We start from the raw sequence: 16,391 nt of genomic DNA, 5'->3' as shown, positions 1-16,391 counted from the left end.
ACCCCGTCCCACCGGCTCCTCACCACCGCTTGGCCGGTTGCGGACCGCCGACGCAGGGCGAAGACCCCCACACCGTGGCGTCATGGAAGGTGGGAGCCCCTCGACCCGGGACCGGAAGGGGCTCGCCTTCCCACGGGAAACCCCGCGACTTCCGCGACGCGCCCGCGTCCCCGCACCCGTGCCGAAAAGCACGAAAAAGCAAAAATCCCCACGGGGAAGGCGATACCGCTTCCGTATATGCTCCCGGTATCCCGATAACGGCACCGCCTCCATTCGTCTCCTCCGGGTCCAGCGCCGGCCTTCGCGCCCGCGCCTCGCGGTCCGCCGCGGCCGTGCCCCCGGGACCCCCGGCTCCCCTCCCCCGCACGAGCCGCCCGTCCGGGCGGCGGCACGCGGTATCCGCCCCGTACAACGGAGAAGTGCTGCGGAGGCCTCCGGGCGGGCCATAGGTTCGGAGGAGCACGGGCATGATCGCCCGTGTCCGATCGTTGTGCACGGGAGGACGGACGTCACCCGTGGTCCGGAAGGGAAGCCGATGTGGAGGACGTGATGCTGGAGGGCGACGGAAACGGCTGGGTCAGTCTGCCCGACGGTTCCCGGCGGTGGGGGGTGTACGGCGCGGCCGGCCTGCTGCTGTACACCACCGACGTGGCCGGAACCGGCCACGTGCTGCTCCAGCACCGGGCCGGGTGGACGCACATGGGCGGGACCTGGGGCATCCCCGGAGGCGCCAGGAACAGGGACGAGACGCCGCTGGAGGCCGCCGTCCGGGAATTCCGGGAGGAGATCGCCGGCGACCTGGGCGAGTACACCCTCGTGGGCGTCCACGAACAGGACCTCCAGGTGTGGCGCTACGACACGTTCCTGGCCAGGGTCGCGGAGATGACGCCGTTCCGGCCGGGCAACACCGAGAGCAAGGAGGTCCGGTGGGTCCCGGTGGACCGCCTGGAGGCGCTGCCCCTGCTGCCCGCGTTCCGCACCGCCTGGCCCCGTTTGTCCGCGGACCTGTCGGCGTCCTCCGACGGGAACCCCGGTGGTCCGGGCACTTCCGCGACCGGCTGATCGTTGCCCCTCCGAGGGCTCCCGTCACCCGGTGCCCTCGCTGCCGCGGATCCGGCGATGTGCCGGGGCGCGGACTCGGGGGTAAGTCAGGGACGGGCCCTGATGCGCGTGGAGCCCCGAGACTGCATGCTGGAGCGGACGGCCCGTCGAAGAGCGGTCGTCACGCGATTCGACTGGAGCAGTGGACATGACGCTGGAGCGCGGTAACGCATTCACTCCCGTCGCCTCGGCGACGATGATCTGGCCCTGGACCACCTCGGTCCTGGGGGGCGCGGCCGGTGGTGCCCTCTTCTTCCTGCTGAACCTGGGCGCCGGCGCCCTCTCGTCCGGGCTGACCGCCGCGGTGATCTTCTTCGCACTGATCGGCGGCGTCGGCGGTGTGATGCGCCAGAAGGCCGACCGCCGGGGCAGGCGCTACGCGGCCACCTACCCCTTCCGTTACGCCGCCGTGCCCGCCGCGGTCGGCGGTGCGGGCTACGCGATCGTCAGCTACGCGACCTCGATCCTGGCCGCCCCGATCGCCGGGCTGTTCGGCGCCCTGTTCGGCGGGTTGCTCGTCGCGGCGGCGATCTGGGTCACCGTCGGGCTCATCGCGATGGTGGTCGGGAACAAGAACGCCTAGGCTCGGTGTTTCCCGCCGGTGGCGGGAACTGGACACTCACCGACGGGAGACAACCGGGCGCCGATGACTGAAGCTGCTCGTCAGAAAATGGTCGAGCGGGTCCGAGGGCTCCTCCGCATGGCGGAGGACCCCTCGGTGACTGACGCCGAGAGCCAGGCGTTCACCGCCAAGGCCGCCGAGCTGATGACCCGCCACGCGATCGCGGAGGCCGAGGCCCGCGCCGAGAGGGGCGAGGAACCGGACGCGATCAGCCGCATGGACTACACCGTCGCAGGGGTGGGCGGCCACGGAAAGGCCCGGGTCCGGGCACTGGCCGACATCGCCGCCGCCTACGGCTGCCAGTCGGCGGTCAGAGGCAACAACTCCGAGAACACCGACCGCGTCATCATCCTGGTGGGGACGGTGAGCGCGCTGGACGCGCTGCGGATGCTGATGCCGTCGATCTCCATGCAGATGGAGTCGTCGGCCAAGTTCATGAGTTCGTCGCACGTGGCGGACATCCGCGAACTGCGCAACTACACCAGGTCGGAGCTGGAGACCGAACGCAAGCGCTACTACCGGTCGTTCGTGCGCGCCTACGGGCGTGCGGTCGCGGAACGCATTCGGGAGTTCCGGGCGCGGTTGCAGGAAATGGCCGCTCCGGGGGGTTCCGACGGGTCCAGTGAGAGCGTCGACGCGGCCCGCGGAGCGGAACTGGTCCTGCTCAACGACGTGAACCGCGTGCGTGAGGAGTTCCAGAAGCAGTTCCCCCAGTTGCGCAAGCACCGGCCGGAGCGTACGCACAGCGCGGCGGGCTACCGCGCGGGGTACAGACGGGGACGCCAGGCCGAACTCGGGCTGGACACCCCGGTGAGCCGCGGGGGGACGTCCACCCTGGCAGAGGGTGAATAGGGCTCACCGCCCCACGTTGTCCACAGGCTGTGCACAGAACCGCCCCTCGTGATGTTTTCGCATGTCAAAGCAGAAATGCGAGAGTCCACCAGGGGTGGTTCGGGTGTTCTCTGCAGACGATTACCCCGGGTTATCCACAGGAAGTCCGCCTTCCTGTGGATAACTCTGTGGATAAGGCGCGGCCGACGTGGGAAAAGGCCTCAATCCCTGTTCAGGACACCCGCAACGGTTGAACCAGATAGCGGAAGGACGGGTTCTCCCCCTCCTCGGCGGGAACGTCGGTGAACACGGCGGGTTTCGTCTGCTCGGTGAAGTTGAGGTACGCGGTGTCGGTCTCCACCGCCGTCAGACCGTCCATCAGGTAGTCGGGCCGGAAGGCCATGCGCAGCGGCTCCCCCTCGTAGGAGACCTCGATCGCCTCCACCGCCTGGGCGTCGTCCCCCGAACCCGCCTCCAGGAGGACCTCCCCCTCGGTGAACGCCAGCCTCAGCGGGGTGTTGCGGTCCGCGACCAGCGCCACCCGCTTGACCGCCTCCGCCAGAGGGCCGACCGCCACCTCGGCGCGGGCCGAGAACTCCTGCGGGAACCACGAGGCGTACTTGACGAACTCGCTGTCGATCAGCCGGGTGGTGGTGCGGCGCTCACCGTTCCCGAAGCCGATCATCCCCTCCCCCGGCGACAGGCCCGCACCCCCGCCCGGCGTCCCCGAGGACAGGGCGATGTCCACGTCGGAGCGGTTGACCAGTCCGCGCACGGTGTCGTACAGGGTGCGCGCCGGCACCAGGGCCGCGGTGTCCACGCCCTGGTCGGAGGGGTTCCACCGCAGGTCGCGCACGGCGATGCGGTAGCGGTCGGTCGCGACCACGCTGAGGGAGTCGCCCGTGAAGTCGAGGTAGGCGCCCGTGAGCATGGGAAGCGTGTCGTCCCGGCTCGCGGCCGGGGCCACCTGGCGCACGGCTGTGGTGAAGGCGTCCGCGGACACGGAGCCGATCAGGCCGGGCATGCCGGGCAGGGAGGGGTAGTCCTCCAGCGGCATGGTGATGAGGGTGAAGCGGGCGGCGCCGCCGACGACCCGCAGTTTGGCGCCGTCGGTGTCGATGTGCACCGAGCCCGGGGGGAGGTTGCGCACGATCTCGGCCAGGAGGCGGCCCGGGACGAGGGCGGCTCCGGACTCCTCGGAGAGGACGTCCACGGACGCGCGCGTGGAGACCTCGTAGTCGAACCCGGACAGGTGCAGCGCCGAGCCGTCCCCGGAGACCTCCATCCGGATCCCCGCGAGCACGGGCACCGCGGGACGGGTGGGCAGTGCCCTCGCGGTCCAGGCGACCGCCTCGGCGAACGCGTCGCGATCCACTCGCAGTTTCACGGGTCGGCCTCCTCGTAGGTGTCGTACAGCGTCAACCTACCCAGGGGCTCCGACAAGCGACCGGCCCCGTCGCCGGGGTCGGACCTGTGGAGACCCCGGTCGGACCGTGCGGAAGGGGTGGTGCGACCGGGACCGGACCGGGGCGCCTCCGCCGTAACGGCGTTCGTGTCCGCCATGCCCCCGCAGTCGCTGCCGGGCGGCCCCCGGGCCCCGCCCTCCCGTGCCGCCGACCACCCCGGAACCGGAGCGGGAGATCCCCGCGAAGCCGCCCGTCCCCGTGGGCTACCATGACTGGCGGAGAGTCACTCTCCCGGGAGGGTTCGCATAGCGGCCGAGTGCAGTGCTCTTGAAAAGCACCAAGTCCTTGACGGGGCTTCATGGGTTCAAATCCCATACCCTCCGCAGAACCCGCAGGTCAGCAGCTTGTGGGAGAGGCAGAGAAGGCCGGTCGCCCGCGTCCATCGCACATTTATCGCACATGGACCGAGCCACCGGCCTTCGTCCTTCCCGGGGTCAGGCAGCAAGGACCCTCTGCCGAGCCGCGTCCATCGCGTCGGCGACCTCGTCCAGGCGGTCGGGGAACAGGTGCCCGTACCGGTCCAGGGTCATGGTCGCGGTCTTGTGGCCGAGCATCGCTTGCACGACCTTGACGTCCGCGCCGGCGGCGATGGCGAGTGACGCGGCCGTGTGCCGGAGCTTGTGGGGGGTCAGTCCCATGTCTCCCAGTTCCGCCGCCTGCACGGCCAAGGCGAACTCACGGTTGCGCCAGTTCCGGATGCGCAGTGGGGCGCCCCGCCTGGTCGTGAAGAGCAGAGCGTCCACCGGTCGCCCCTCCACGAAGGGACGCAGCTCGGAGACGAGCGACCGGGGCACCGGCACGGTCCGGAACTTACCGTTCTTCGGAGCCTGCTCGACGAGCTTCCCGTCAACCTCGGCGAAGGTGACCACGACCCGCACACGCCTCCTGTCGAGATCGACCCTGCCCACGCGCAGCGCGGCTGCCTCACTCCACCGCATACCCGTGTAGGCCAGGAGCAGGATGAGCGTGCGACTCACCCGTGCCGAGGCGAGTTCCTGCCCGTACTTCGTGCGCAGCGTCAGGGAGGCGTTGGCCAGCTCTTCCACCTGGGCGTGGTTGAGATAGACGTGTTCGGCCTCGGATGGCCTGGGCAGCGGTACGCCCTTGGCCGGGTTGAAGGGGATGCGGCGAGGCACGCACCATCCCAGGACCATGGACAGCACGACGTGAGCGTGCCGAGTCTGGGAGGCCCCGAGGTTGCTACCGCCTTCGTCCCGCGGCTTCTGGAGTTGCGCCACCCACACGGCGATGTCCTCGGAGTGGACTGCGGAGAGGGAGAGCGCGCCCCATCGCGGCAGGACGTGGTTGTCCAGGACGGCCCGGTACTGCCACCAGGTCGAGCGCTTGATGTCGGTGCGCGTGACCAACCACTTCTCCGCCATCTCGCCCACGGTGACCTTGGCTTCCCGAGGGTTCCGGTACGTGCCCTCGTGAAAGCTGTTCTCGATCTCGGTCTGTTTCTTCTCCGCGTCCGGCTTCTTGCGGAAGACCCCACCGCTCTTGACCATGCCGGAGGGATCGTAGTACCGGACCCACCATCGACCGGGAGGCGTGCGTTTGGAGGCCTTGGCCTTCTTCACCGCCTCCACGAACGCCTTGTCCTTGTTGCGGTCGTACACCCACGCGCGAGCCATCGGGGGTTGTCTCCTTTCGTGGGTTACTGGTCGCAGACCCAGGTGTGGACCTCGGAGGGCACGTAGCGCACGTAGCGGCCCACGCGGTGGGACGGCGGTCCGTCGCCCTTGTAGCGCCACTCGTAGAGCGTCTTGGCGGGCACACGGAGATAGGCGGAGGTTTCAGCGACCGACCACAGGACAGCGTCGGACCAGGAGCGGGAGTCCGTTGGTGAAGTAGGCATGGAGGTCATGCGGCCCTCGTCTCGTCGGTTGCCGAAAGAGCGTTCTGGCGTACGGCGTCGAGTTGTGCGCGGCGTCGGAGGGCTTCGCCGACGGCCCGGAGCAGTCGGCGTTCGCGCGGGGCGACGTCGGGGTCGGTGGGTCGGGCGAGTTCCCACTCGAAGGAGCCGGAGGCTACCGAGGAGAGCGCCGGAGGGCGCGGGTTGTCCTCGTCGCCCTGGCCGTCGTCGGTGGGGTCGATGCCGAGGGTGTTGAGGACCCAGGTGAGGCGGTCGGCTTTGTGGTCGGCGAGGGTCTTGCCGGACCACTTGCGCGAGACCAGGACGCGGCGCCCGGCGTAGCCCAGGTGTTCGCGGCGGTGGGCCTTGGATCGGCAGAAACCGGGACGCATCCCCGCTTTGGCCTGGTCGGGTTGGATGCCGTAGCGCAGCCAGTTGGCGCACCGGGGCGAGCACGGTTCGAAGCGCAGTGTTTCCATGAGCCGGTCCACGTGCTGTTCCTGCCGAGCGGTCTCGGCCGCGTGGCAGTCGGCGATGTCCTTGGTCAGGTACTTGGCGAGGTAGCGCACGCACCGGGCGGCGTCCTCGGTCCCGGCCACGACACCCTTGGCGTCCACCTGCTTCCCGAACCGGACCACGTGGAAGGGTTCGGCGTCCGGGTCCTCATCGAGGGCGTCCAACGCCTCGTCCCACGTGGGCAGGACTTCCCCGGTGCCGGGGTCGAGGTAGGTTCCCACGTCCGTGTCCCAGAGGGGGACGTGGTCGCCCTCGAAGACGACGCGGTCGGCGGCCGGCCACCAGACCTGGTGGTAGGTCGCGGCGGCGATCTGGCGCAGTTCGGCCCGGGGCAGTGTGCCGCGTGTGGCCATGTGCAGGTGCGGTGCCAACCTGCGTTGGGGTTCGACGGCGGCGAAGTACTGGACCTCGAACCCGGCGACCCGGCGCAGGTTCTGCACGAACCGGTCCACGAGCTTGGAGAAGTGCAGGGTGTCCCGGGCGGCACGACGGTAGTCGTAGGTGGAGAAGTCGACGGGTGTGCCGTCCGAGCGGACCCGACCGTAGGAGTCCAGGGTCAGGGTGAGGAACAGGGAGGGTCGGAACACCTTCCCGGAGTCGGGATCGGTGAAGGCCCGCCCGACCGTCTTCCTGGTCATGGGCCGCTTGGGAAGGTCCGGGGCGTCCTGACGCCTTTTGGTGGAACGCACCCGGCGCGTCCCGGAGGAGGTCGGGGAGTCGGCGGAGCGGGTGACCGAGCCCCGCAGGCCGGAGGCGGTGATGTCCTCGTCCAGCCCGGCGATGGCCGCGTCCAGGGCTGCGAGCTGTTCGGGGTCAGCGTTGCCTGTGGAGGCAATCCGGTCCCGTTTAGCGGTCACCATCGCACGCTGTTCCACCCAGGCCCGTTGCTGTTCAGTCGGAGGGTCGGGTTCCACGACGGGTTCAACAGCGAGGTGCCAGCCCTCTTCGCACTGGGTCCGCCGAAGCGACCTCTTGCGCTTCGCGCAGGCCGGGCACCGGGATTCCAGGGTGGACCCGCAGGGGACGTCGATCACCTCGGTGGCACCGGTGGCGATGTTCGTGCGTCGGAGAGAGACGGGGCGGATGCATACGCCGTGGTCGGCGGCGACCTGTTCGGCCACCTCACGGGCCAGGGGTTGCGCGAGGCGTTCGGCCCGGGTGGACTTACCGGTAGGCGTCGGCATCAGCCCACCCCCACAACCACAAAGCGGGAGTCCCCCACCCCATGCAGCCCGAACGTCCTAAGTCGTGGCCCCTGGTGGTCTTGACCGCCCTTTTCGTGATGAACGTCGTCTTCGTCTTGACGCCACCGATCATCGGCGGCAAGCCGTACTGGATGGTTGTCGTGTTGGCCCTCATCTTGGGGTTCGCGGTCAAGGTGCACCGTGCGATGTGGGCCCAGTACCGCGCGTATCAAGAGGATTCACCACCCGAGAAGGAAGCCGAGCCGTAGGCGTTGGTCATCGCGGTGATGTCGTCGTCGGAGACGTAAGCGGCGCGGACCCGCACCGGGGCCGGTGAGGTCTCCATGCGGACGTAGGCGACGCCCGGCAGGGTGGGGTGGATCAGGTGGGCATTGCCGCCCCGGTCCCGCGCCCCCTCTCCGAGGATCATGTCGACCTGGGATGCCTCGTCCAGGCGCAGGGCGACCTTGTCAGGGAAGAGATTGCGCAGGTTCATCACCTCCTTTCGGGGGTCCTGGAGTGCGGCCAGGACGGAGAAGCCGACCGAGCGTCCCTGTGAGGTCAGGGTGGCGATGGCGTTCTCGGCGCGGCGGCGCACGTCCCGGTCGGGGTGGTAGGCGGTCAGGAACGCGACCTCGTCGATCACCACCAGGACGAAGGGGTCCTTCCTGCCGGGCACGTGGGAGCGCTGCTTTCCCGCGTAGCGGCGTGCCCGGTTTTGCATGTCGGCCACGGCCAGTTCGAGGAGCGCCACCGCGGATTCGCCGTCGTCGGCGTAGTGGGCGAACAGGTCCCGCCCGTAGGACAGCTCCATCCGCTTGGGGTCCAGCGCCCACACCTGCACCGTCCGGTCGGCGATCGCGGGGAGCATCGCACGCACGGCCGACCAGATCACTGAGCCCTTTCCAGAGCCGGTGACTCCGGCTGCGAGGACGTGGGTTCCGTGCAGGCGCAGCAGCCAGGGTGAGCCGTCCTCACAGCGGCCGACGGGCAACGCGGTCAGGTCCGCCGTGTCCGGGACGTCCAGGGCGTCGAGGGGTTCGGCCAAGGTGTCGTGTCGGGGGAACTCCAGCGTGATCCGGCGGGGGCCGTCCACCACCACCCGGCAGGAGGGAGCCTGGAACCCGTGCGCGAGTTCGGCCACCCTGGTCTCGAAGTCGGCCGGGGCGGTGCCGGCGACCAGGGTGACGCGGACGTAGTCCGCCCACTCCGAGCAGGTGACGCGGCGAATCCTGGGGAGGTAGCGGCGTTCCTGGTAGGACTCCGCGAGCCCGGAGATGACCAGGACCGGTTGCCAGTGGCGCCGGTAGACGAACACGTGCCGCCACCAGGCCAGCAGACGCAGGGTGACCCAGGTCCGGTAGGTGTCGGGCCAGGCACGCCACCACACCAGAGAGACCACGGCAGCCAGGCCCCACAGGGAGGCGGGTCCGGGCCAGTCGAACCACCACCAGGCCCCCGCAGAGGCGGACAGACAAGCGACCGTGACGGGGAACCGGAACGGCAGCGTCACCAGGAACCGGACCAGCCGCCAGATCCATGAGCCCAGCACCACGATGCCGGGGGTTTCCACGATCGGGGTCGTCCACCGCACCCCGTGGGCGGGAGTGGGCAGGGTCGGAGAGGTCTGAGCGGAGCCCACCTTGGACTGAGGCATCACCGACCACCCCGCTTCTCGTCCTCGAGCCGGGACAGGAGCCGGTCACGGTCGGAACGGGCACGGGCGGCGATCGCCTCGGCGGTCGGGTTCTCGTCCCGGTGGGCGAGGGTCGCGAACACCCGTGCCTTGAAGTCGAAGAACTCCACCCGTTCGGTATCAGTGGTGGGCGGGGGGTTGGTCGCGTCCAGGAGCAGGCGGACCAGTTCCGGGCCGCTCAGGCCGGACAGGTCACGGGGGTAATCGGACATACTGAAGACACCTCTTCACGAAGCTTTCGCAGGGTTCGCGTGGGGGTTTAGGGGCGGCTCGGTGTTGGCGCACCAGGCCGCCCCGCTTTTACGTCTTGTGGCGGGTCAGGCGGCTTCCTTGGCCGGAGCAGCACGGCGACCACCAGCACCGGGAGCTTTCACACCACGGGCGCGCAGGGAGTACGCCACCCGGGGGCGGCGACCGGAGTCGTCCACGTAGGGCATGACCGCCATGGACTCGAACTCGATCGGGCGGAACGGCAGCCCCGGAACCTCGTCCGGCAGAGTCGGGCACACCTCGGCGGCGACCTTGACCTTCACCGACTTGGCCTTACCGCGCGCCTCGGGGTCGGCGTCGATCACGTCCACCGCCCACAGCGGCAACCCCGAGTCCTTGTCCGTCTGCGGACGCTTGGTCTCGAAGTCGGTGATCGCCTCCACCCCCAGAGCGAACGCACCGTGCGGGAACACCGTCCCGAACGCCACCGGCAACGCACCCTGAATAGCCATCTGGTCAGTCCTTTCTCATCGTTCACGCAGGTCATGACCCTTGGTCGGATTCAGATCCGACTCTCCCGACCAGGAATCGATACATGTATAGCATGTATCGAATCTGGCGACCAGAGTTCACCGGACGCCGTGGTCTGCTGTTGTCGTCTCCGCCCCCTGGACGGGTTCTCGGTACGGTCCCACTGTGGCCCGCAGGGCCGGGACGAGATCACTACATGGCTGGACGTGTTCAGGACGTCTCGATAATGTGAGCGCGTCCCCAGACATCCTGCGAACCTGAGGTACATGCCGAACGAGAGGTTGCGAGCCGCGCTGCTCCAGCGGGGGGTCACCCCGGCCCATGTGGCCGACGAGGTCGGCGTGGACGCCAAGAGCGTGGAGCGCTGGATCACGCAGGGGCGCACCCCCTACCGTCGTCACCGCTACGCGGTCGCGGCTTTCCTCGGCGTGGAGGAGACCTACATCTGGCCGGAGGCGCTCAGCCCGGACCAGAGCAAGGCCGCTTCACAGAGCGAGATCGTGGAGATCTACCCGCACCGGTGGAGCGTCCCGCAGGACCTGTGGAAGCGCGTCTTCGAGAGCGCCCAGCAGGAGATCTCGATCCTCGTCTTCAGCGGGTTCTTCCTGGCGGACGACCCCAGCATGATCAAGCTGCTGGCGGACAAGGCCAAGGCCGGCGTACGGGTGCGCTTCCTCTTGGGGGATCCCGAGAGCGAAGCGGTCGCCCAGCGCGGCCGGGACGAGGGCATAGACGAGCTCCTGGCCGCGAAGATCCGGAACGTGATCCTGCTGTACCGGTCGCTGCGCGCCGTCGAGGGCACGGAGTTCCGCCTGCACGGAACCACCCTGTACAACTCGCTCTACCGCGCGGACGACCAGCTGATCGTCAACACGCACGTGTACGGCGCCATGGCCTCCGAGGCCCCCGTCTTTCACCTGCGCAAGATCCCCGGCGGGACCCTGTTCGGCACCTACCTGGAGAGCTACGAGAAGGTATGGGACCAAGCATCCCCTCTTGAGTGACCCAGGAGCCCTGACCATGTTCGAGCGGTTCACCGAACAGGCGAAGGACGTCACCGTCCTGGCGCGCGAAGAGGCCATGGAACTCAGGCGCAACCACATCGGCACCGAGCACCTGTTGCTCGGTCTGCTCCACGAGGACCACGGCGCGGCGCTTCCCGTGTTGCGCGGTCTCGACGTTTCCCCGGAGCTGGTCCGTGAGCAGGTGCACGGAGTATGGGCCCATCTATCGAAGCAGATCCAGGAGCAGGCACATGGGCAAGCGGATTGACTACTACGACGACCCCAAGGCGCCAGCGGCGAACAGCCTCGTCCCGTCCGTGAACGTGTTCGTGGTCAACGAGCGCGACGAGGTACTCATGATCCGCCGCACCGACAACGACAACTGGGCGGTACCCGGAGGCGCGTTGGACCTGGGCGAGTCCGTGCCCGAGGCCGCGGTGAGGGAGACACTGGAGGAGACCGGGATCCACTGCGAGATCACCGGCACCATCGGCATCTACAGCGACCCCAAGCACATCATCTACTACACAAGCGACGGCGAAGCGCGGCAGGAGTTCTCCCTGGTGTTCGCGGCGCGCCCGCTCTCCGGCGAGCCCACACCGAGCGACGAGTCCAAGGAAGTCGTCTGGGTGCCCAAACACGAGCTGACCGGCTACCGGATGGACCGGTCCATGCGGCTGCGCGTGGAGCACTTCCTCGCCGGAGGCCCGACCCACATCGGGTGAACGGTCAGCCGATCTCGGCCAGGCGCCGTTCCACGGACCGCACCGACGTCGTCAGCAGCGGTGAGGAGCGGGTGATGGAGCGGTGGACCAGGTCCTCGGGGGCGTAGCGCTCCAGGATTTCCGCCAGCCGGCGCTCTACAGGCAGGTGTGTGCCGTCCGGGCCGGTGGTCATGTCCGAGTAGGTGAGGGCGTCCAACAGGTCATCCGGTGGAGCGGCGAACTCGTCCTTGAGGAGAGCCAGCAGGCCGCGTTCCTCGGCTTCAACCACGGCGCAGGAGTGATAGGCGACCAGGGAGACCAGGGACTCGTTTGCCGCTTGGACGCGGCGCAGGTACCGGGCGCCGTCGAGGGGATGGAAGCCCGTCGTCGCCAGGTCCGGGGAGTACCCGATGTCGTGCAGCCAGGCGGAGGCTTCGACCAGGTCGGCGTCATCACCGAGCACCGCACGCAGGGAGCGCGCCTGTTCGGCTACCCCCTGGGAATGCGCCCAGCGACGGGGAAGCGGTCCTTCGAGCAGTTCTCGCGCGAGATCCCGCGCCCAGTGAACATGTCCCACATGTACCAGGCTAGCTTGTGGACGTTTCCGACCCCTGGACGAACCGGCCCTTGCCGTGGACGGCGATGACGAGCCCGGTCCCCTCCAACTCGGAGAGGGCTTGACGGGCCGTCCCCCGGGAGACGCCGTACTGGCGAACGAGTGCGGCCTCACTGGGCAGGGCGTCCCCGGGGGCGAGGTCACCGCCAGCGATCCGCTCCCGCAGCTCCGCGGCGATGCGCCGGTACTGGGAGGGAGGCGGCCCGCCACCGGGTGTCCTCTCGCGTTCCTCGGTGGTGCACACGACGCGGCCGGTCCCCGGGACGGCCCTGATCAGCCGCTCCGACTCCAGTTCAGCCAGGGCCCGACGCACCGTCGTGCGAGCAACCCCGAACTCCCTGCCGAGAGCGGCCTCGGAGGGGACCGCGTCGCCCGGGGCCAGCTCCTTGCTGGCGATGCGGGAGCGCAGGGCATCCGCGATCTGGTGGTACGTCCCCCACGGGGTGCGCGGACTCAAGCGGGTGCCTCCAGGGCGGTCACGGGAACCATCGGCGACTTGTAGAAGCTGCTTTCGAAACTAAGTTTCGCAACTCTGTATAGATACCTGGTTTGGCATGAGGACCGTGCAGACGCTCGCCGGTTCAGATGCCTGTGAACGCTTCGGCTGCGCGGCTGAAAGGACGATGGGAGACCAAGGGCCTTCGACCGCGCATGAGCCTGGTTGTCGTTGGGATCAGCTGGCGTTGTTGACGGTGGTCCTGCCGTGGTCGAGCAGGGCGCGGACCTCGTTCTCGCGGTAGCGGTGGTGCCCGCCGGGAGTGACTAACGAGGACAACCTCCCCAATTGGCCCCATTTGCGGACCGTCTTGGGGTCCACCCGGAACATCCGGGCGACTTCTCCTGGAGTAAGCAGCTCTTCGGCCACGGACATCAGCGGCGGTGGTTCGCTCACGTGCTCTCACCATCCTTGGGTAGCTTGGTGTCTTTGGTCTGGGCCGGGCGGGCGCGACGTGTGTCCTGTTCGTTCTGCCAGCTCAGATAGCGGCCTTGCTGCTCCACAGCTGCCTCTTCCTCAGCGGTCAGGGGTGCGTCATCGGAGCTGATCACAACGACCTCCGAGGAGTCGGAACCTCGGGTTGAGCCTTCCCTCGGGTGTGTAGCCGTTCCTCCAGCAGGGCCGGCGTGGGTTCGACTTCAGTGCGCCAAGGAGATGTACGAGAGTGAGCGGTGGCGACCCAGAACGACCCCGTCCACGCGATCTGGTGGGTACGACCCCAGGTCTGGTTCAACCGCTCCAAAGTCAACCCAGGGGGCTCCCAGTACTCGCCCTTGAGGTCCTGGTGGTCACCTTCGTGGCCTCGTTCAAGGACACAGGTGCGGCGGCATCCGGATTCATCCAGGCGGCTCTCTGAGCACAGGGGCGGCATCACCAGGCCACCCCCACGCCACGCAGACCGTCCATGACCGCGCCCAACACACCTTCGGTTGGAACCGACGGGAGTGCTGAGGACGGGTTGCTGTAGGCCCGCACCCTGGAGGCCCGCCGAGGCCGACGGTGGCGCAACGTCTCCGTGGCCAGGAAGCGGACGGCCAGCAGGGTTGAGGGGTTCAGGTAGCTGGCGCTCATGGTGCCGCAGCTTCTGTCACGGGCCGCTTCACGAGCCTGGCGCCCCGATGCCCTGTTAGCCCGCGTGTCCAAGGGTGTGGGATCAGGTTCCGCATGTTCCTCCCCGCTCAGATCGGGTGAGGCTCACGGCAACATCACAGGATGCTCCGGAGCCCTCGTACATGCAGAAACGATGCTCTGAGTGAGCGGACATGTGTACCACGTATCGGACAACTCGAGGGACGTCTAGGGACGTCTTCTGTTATCGTCGGGTTCCCGACCTCGGAGGGCACCGACGTGAACGCTGCACTGCGCAAGGCACTGGCCGCAGCCCAACTCACCGAGACCGACGTGGCCGCACACCTCGGCGTCGACCCCAAGACCGTCCGCCGCTGGCTCTCCGGCCAACGTCCCTATCCCCGCCACCGTTGGGCGTTGGCTGATCTCCTCCAGGCTGGCGCAGATGACCTTTGGCCGCAGGACAGCCAGGCCGCCGAGGCGCAGGTCCCCACATCCGAGCACGTGCAGCGCGTATACGCACACCGCTGGCAGGTCCCACGTGAAGTGTGGTGGGACCTGTTCAGTTCAGCAGAACAGGAAATCGGCATCCTGGTCTACAGCGGGCTATTCATAGCCGATGACCCGAGCATCCTGGAACTCCTGGGAGCGCGAGCCCGAGACGGGGTGAACGTCCGGATCCTCCTCGGCAACCCAAAGTCCCAGCCAGTACAGCAACGCGGACACGACGAGCAGATAGGCGGCACACTGTCCGCCAGGGTGAGCAACGCACTACTGCTGTTCCGAACGCTCCTGGACATCGACGGTATCGAGATCCGAACGCACTCCACCGTCCTGTACAAATCCGTCTACCTGACGGAGAAGAAACTCCTCATCAACCAACACATCTACGGTCTTTCGGCCGCGAAGTCCCCCGTGGTCGAGGTCAACCGCGAGCTGTCCCCGAACATGGCCGAGACCTACGCACGAAGCTTCCACCTGGTCTGGCAAAATTCTAGAAGCATTGATATGTAGATCTAAATTAAAACCAGCCGCCATCCCACAAATCGAATCACAAGGATCATGCAACTTAAAAACAGAAATAGCCAAGTCAATTTTCACCATAAAATACTCAAACAAGGACAAGGCTCACATTTTTCTCCACTCAAGGTGATGCACTGAGCACGCTCCGAATTGCTCTCCCTTTGACCCAGGACACCACATGGCAAGTTCTACGAATTTGTGATATCTAGACTAGCAAAGAGTGCTTCTCCTCCCCAAAGACTAGGCGCGCGCTCTCCTCAGTCGACAGCCACAACTTTCTAGACCCCTAAAGGGAGACTTAATGGAGATTGAGAGAAGAACAAAAAAAGTTGAAACATGGCCTTCATGGAATGGTGAAATGGGGGACATGAAAAAACTTACCGCTCTTGTTTCAGGAGCGTACAAGGAGCAAGACAGCGAGATCAGGAGACGCCAAGAGGAAGCACAGAAAGCAAGAGAAGACTCAGGGATAATAATTGGGAACATCCACTCCAGCACTCTACACTTCTACAGCCACGAAGGCTCTGGAGGCATAGCCCCCTCATATCCTTTTTTAGGAATAGTGCTCACCGACGACGAAATAGTAACCGGAAGTATCGATGATGTATTTCCAGAGATTGACCGCAGAAGCTTCGAAAAGATAGAAATAATAGGCGCGCAATCGCCAAATAACTACGTCTCCATTTCCTTCAATAGGAAGATGGATCCTGCCGTCCGACTAACGGTCGATTCTCACGACACAAGTTGGGCAAGGCAAACTTTTGTGCGCATATCAGACGAAATTTATAAGGGGGTACCACGGTGGGGCTTCATGAGGAACACAACCCCCCTCCCCCTATTGATAAAATCTTTCTTTGGAATCTTGCCAACAATCGGTACGCTACTCGCACTTCCATCAAATATTATTTCCGATGCCTTCTTTCCAACTGCATTTATTGGGCTCATTTTAACAATTTACTTTATTTTTTCAGAAAAACTTACCAACTTCTTCTTTCCATTGATAGAAATAACCGGAGAAGGCTCTCAATCAACTGGAGCCAGGAGAATATCAGTGCTTTTAATAACCCTCTCCTCGATACCAATCGGGGTTATGGTAAACCTGGTCACTTGACCAAACTATGCACTGCCGAGTTTGGCTGTATGGGATCAAGGCGACGGCGCGAGCGCCGTCGCTGCGACCGGTGGTCGCGCTCGGGCTGCGGGCTGACGCCCGGTCCCGAGCGCGACCACCGGTCGTTCTGTTGCGAGCTTGACGTGCTCCCACGACGAACGGTTGCGATTTCCCCGAAAACAATCGACAGCACCATTGACCGCGTTGTATCAGTGCTGCTCAGGGACTGGTGGTACCAAGGGGCTCGCGCCCCCTGGACCCCCCGAACCCACACGGAACCTGGCGCGACACAGGACGTGCAGGAGTGCCGGCCGATCGCGCCAGAACCCGTGCGGGACCATAACCGTGGTGACCCAC

At 66.5% G+C, this 16,391-nt stretch carries 20 protein-coding genes and 1 tRNA gene; 10 read left to right on the top strand and 11 right to left on the bottom strand.

The genetic code is table 11. From position 1 onward, the window contains the following. The first annotated feature begins 549 nt into the window (after positions 1–549). The 3 genes from OUQ99_RS00585 to OUQ99_RS00575 all read left to right on the top strand — a co-directional run bounded on the left by OUQ99_RS00585 (position 550) and on the right by OUQ99_RS00575 (position 2,575). Positions 550–1,062 carry an NUDIX hydrolase gene (locus tag OUQ99_RS00585; RefSeq protein ID WP_267950204.1) on the top strand — a complete coding sequence of 171 codons (513 nt, stop codon included), beginning with the start codon at positions 550–552 and terminating at the stop codon, positions 1,060–1,062. 187 nt (positions 1,063–1,249) lie between these two features. Beyond that, complete coding sequence (locus OUQ99_RS00580) at positions 1,250–1,684, top strand: hypothetical protein (protein WP_267950203.1); 435 nt, start codon at positions 1,250–1,252, stop codon at positions 1,682–1,684. Between the two features lie 87 nt (positions 1,685–1,771). After that, the gene (locus OUQ99_RS00575) at positions 1,772–2,575 is read left to right on the top strand and encodes a DUF2786 domain-containing protein (RefSeq protein WP_267950202.1); all 804 of its coding nucleotides are present in this window, start codon (positions 1,772–1,774) and stop codon (positions 2,573–2,575) included. Between the two features lie 211 nt (positions 2,576–2,786). Here OUQ99_RS00575 and dnaN read toward each other — a convergent pair whose 3' ends face one another. Then, positions 2,787–3,929 carry a DNA polymerase III subunit beta gene (gene dnaN, locus OUQ99_RS00570; RefSeq protein ID WP_267950201.1) on the bottom strand — a complete coding sequence of 381 codons (1,143 nt, stop codon included), beginning with the start codon at positions 3,927–3,929 and terminating at the stop codon, positions 2,787–2,789. 325 nt (positions 3,930–4,254) lie between these two features. On the opposite strand from dnaN, the gene OUQ99_RS00565 reads away from it, so the two are divergent. Further along, positions 4,255–4,343 (top strand) — tRNA-Ser (locus OUQ99_RS00565). A gap of 111 nt (positions 4,344–4,454) precedes the next feature. Here the strand turns inward: OUQ99_RS00565 and OUQ99_RS00560 are convergent. From OUQ99_RS00560 to OUQ99_RS00550, 3 genes are read right to left on the bottom strand one after another with little or no spacing between them, the layout of a single operon-like run. Then, on the bottom strand, positions 4,455–5,654 hold the full coding sequence (locus OUQ99_RS00560) for a tyrosine-type recombinase/integrase (protein WP_267947446.1): 1,200 nt from the start codon (positions 5,652–5,654) through the stop codon (positions 4,455–4,457). A 23-nt stretch (positions 5,655–5,677) separates the two neighbouring features. After that, positions 5,678–5,878, bottom strand: coding sequence for a helix-turn-helix domain-containing protein (locus OUQ99_RS00555; RefSeq protein WP_267947445.1), 201 nt, complete (start codon positions 5,876–5,878; stop codon positions 5,678–5,680). Positions 5,879–5,883: 5 nt separating this feature from the next. Beyond that, positions 5,884–7,575 (bottom strand): replication initiator, encoded by a 1,692-nt coding sequence (locus OUQ99_RS00550; protein WP_267947444.1) that lies wholly within the window; start codon positions 7,573–7,575, stop codon positions 5,884–5,886. A 41-nt stretch (positions 7,576–7,616) separates the two neighbouring features. Between OUQ99_RS00550 and OUQ99_RS00545 the strand changes: the two genes are divergently transcribed. Continuing rightward, a complete protein-coding gene (locus tag OUQ99_RS00545) occupies positions 7,617–7,844 on the top strand; it encodes a hypothetical protein (RefSeq protein ID WP_267947443.1) in 228 nt (75 codons plus the stop codon). Here the strand turns inward: OUQ99_RS00545 and OUQ99_RS00540 are convergent. From OUQ99_RS00540 to OUQ99_RS00530, 3 genes are all read right to left on the bottom strand, one after another. Continuing rightward, positions 7,805–9,232: an FtsK/SpoIIIE domain-containing protein gene (locus tag OUQ99_RS00540; RefSeq protein WP_267947442.1), complete on the bottom strand. Its 1,428-nt coding sequence runs from the start codon at positions 9,230–9,232 to the stop codon at positions 7,805–7,807. The two genes, OUQ99_RS00545 and OUQ99_RS00540, sit on opposite strands and share 40 nt — an antisense overlap. Next, complete coding sequence (locus OUQ99_RS00535) at positions 9,232–9,483, bottom strand: hypothetical protein (RefSeq protein ID WP_267947441.1); 252 nt, start codon at positions 9,481–9,483, stop codon at positions 9,232–9,234. Before OUQ99_RS00535 ends, OUQ99_RS00540 begins: the two co-directional genes overlap by 1 nt. A 105-nt stretch (positions 9,484–9,588) precedes the next feature. Next, on the bottom strand, positions 9,589–9,993 hold the full coding sequence (locus OUQ99_RS00530) for a plasmid replication, integration and excision activator (protein ID WP_267947440.1): 405 nt from the start codon (positions 9,991–9,993) through the stop codon (positions 9,589–9,591). A 285-nt stretch (positions 9,994–10,278) separates the two neighbouring features. On the opposite strand from OUQ99_RS00530, the gene OUQ99_RS00525 reads away from it, so the two are divergent. The 3 genes from OUQ99_RS00525 to OUQ99_RS00515 are packed head-to-tail and all read left to right on the top strand — an operon-like array spanning position 10,279 to position 11,741. After that, a complete protein-coding gene (locus tag OUQ99_RS00525) occupies positions 10,279–11,016 on the top strand; it encodes a DUF5919 domain-containing protein (RefSeq protein WP_267947439.1) in 738 nt (245 codons plus the stop codon). Continuing rightward, the gene (locus tag OUQ99_RS00520; RefSeq protein ID WP_267947438.1) at positions 11,009–11,284 is read left to right on the top strand and encodes a Clp protease N-terminal domain-containing protein; all 276 of its coding nucleotides are present in this window, start codon (positions 11,009–11,011) and stop codon (positions 11,282–11,284) included. Before OUQ99_RS00525 ends, OUQ99_RS00520 begins: the two co-directional genes overlap by 8 nt. Further along, the gene (locus tag OUQ99_RS00515) at positions 11,268–11,741 is read left to right on the top strand and encodes an NUDIX hydrolase (RefSeq protein ID WP_267947437.1); all 474 of its coding nucleotides are present in this window, start codon (positions 11,268–11,270) and stop codon (positions 11,739–11,741) included. Before OUQ99_RS00520 ends, OUQ99_RS00515 begins: the two co-directional genes overlap by 17 nt. 4 nt (positions 11,742–11,745) lie before the next feature. On the opposite strand, the gene OUQ99_RS00510 is transcribed toward OUQ99_RS00515, so the two are convergent. The 4 genes from OUQ99_RS00510 to OUQ99_RS00495 all read right to left on the bottom strand — a co-directional run bounded on the left by OUQ99_RS00510 (position 11,746) and on the right by OUQ99_RS00495 (position 13,383). Beyond that, entirely contained in the window at positions 11,746–12,258 is a 513-nt protein-coding gene (locus OUQ99_RS00510) for an HD domain-containing protein (RefSeq protein WP_267950200.1), read from the bottom strand. A 49-nt stretch (positions 12,259–12,307) separates the two neighbouring features. Continuing rightward, a complete protein-coding gene (locus OUQ99_RS00505) occupies positions 12,308–12,793 on the bottom strand; it encodes a GntR family transcriptional regulator (protein WP_267947436.1) in 486 nt (161 codons plus the stop codon). Positions 12,794–13,009: 216 nt separating this feature from the next. Further along, entirely contained in the window at positions 13,010–13,207 is a 198-nt protein-coding gene (locus OUQ99_RS00500) for a BldC family transcriptional regulator (protein WP_267950199.1), read from the bottom strand. A 17-nt stretch (positions 13,208–13,224) separates the two neighbouring features. Continuing rightward, positions 13,225–13,383 carry a hypothetical protein gene (locus tag OUQ99_RS00495; RefSeq protein ID WP_267947435.1) on the bottom strand — a complete coding sequence of 53 codons (159 nt, stop codon included), beginning with the start codon at positions 13,381–13,383 and terminating at the stop codon, positions 13,225–13,227. Positions 13,384–14,179: 796 nt separating this feature from the next. On the opposite strand from OUQ99_RS00495, the gene OUQ99_RS00490 reads away from it, so the two are divergent. After that, entirely contained in the window at positions 14,180–14,914 is a 735-nt protein-coding gene (locus OUQ99_RS00490; protein ID WP_267947434.1) for an XRE family transcriptional regulator, read from the top strand. 310 nt (positions 14,915–15,224) lie between these two features. Then, on the top strand, positions 15,225–16,034 hold the full coding sequence (locus tag OUQ99_RS00485; protein ID WP_267947433.1) for a hypothetical protein: 810 nt from the start codon (positions 15,225–15,227) through the stop codon (positions 16,032–16,034). The last annotated feature ends 357 nt before the right edge of the window (positions 16,035–16,391 follow it).

The sequence above is a fragment of the Streptomonospora nanhaiensis genome (genome assembly GCF_026642255.1).
GTDB classification, from domain to species: Bacteria; Actinomycetota; Actinomycetes; order Streptosporangiales; family Streptosporangiaceae; genus Nocardiopsis; species Nocardiopsis tropica.
The sequence above is the reverse complement of the archived record's forward strand: the minus strand, read 5'-3'. Positions and strand labels throughout refer to the sequence as shown.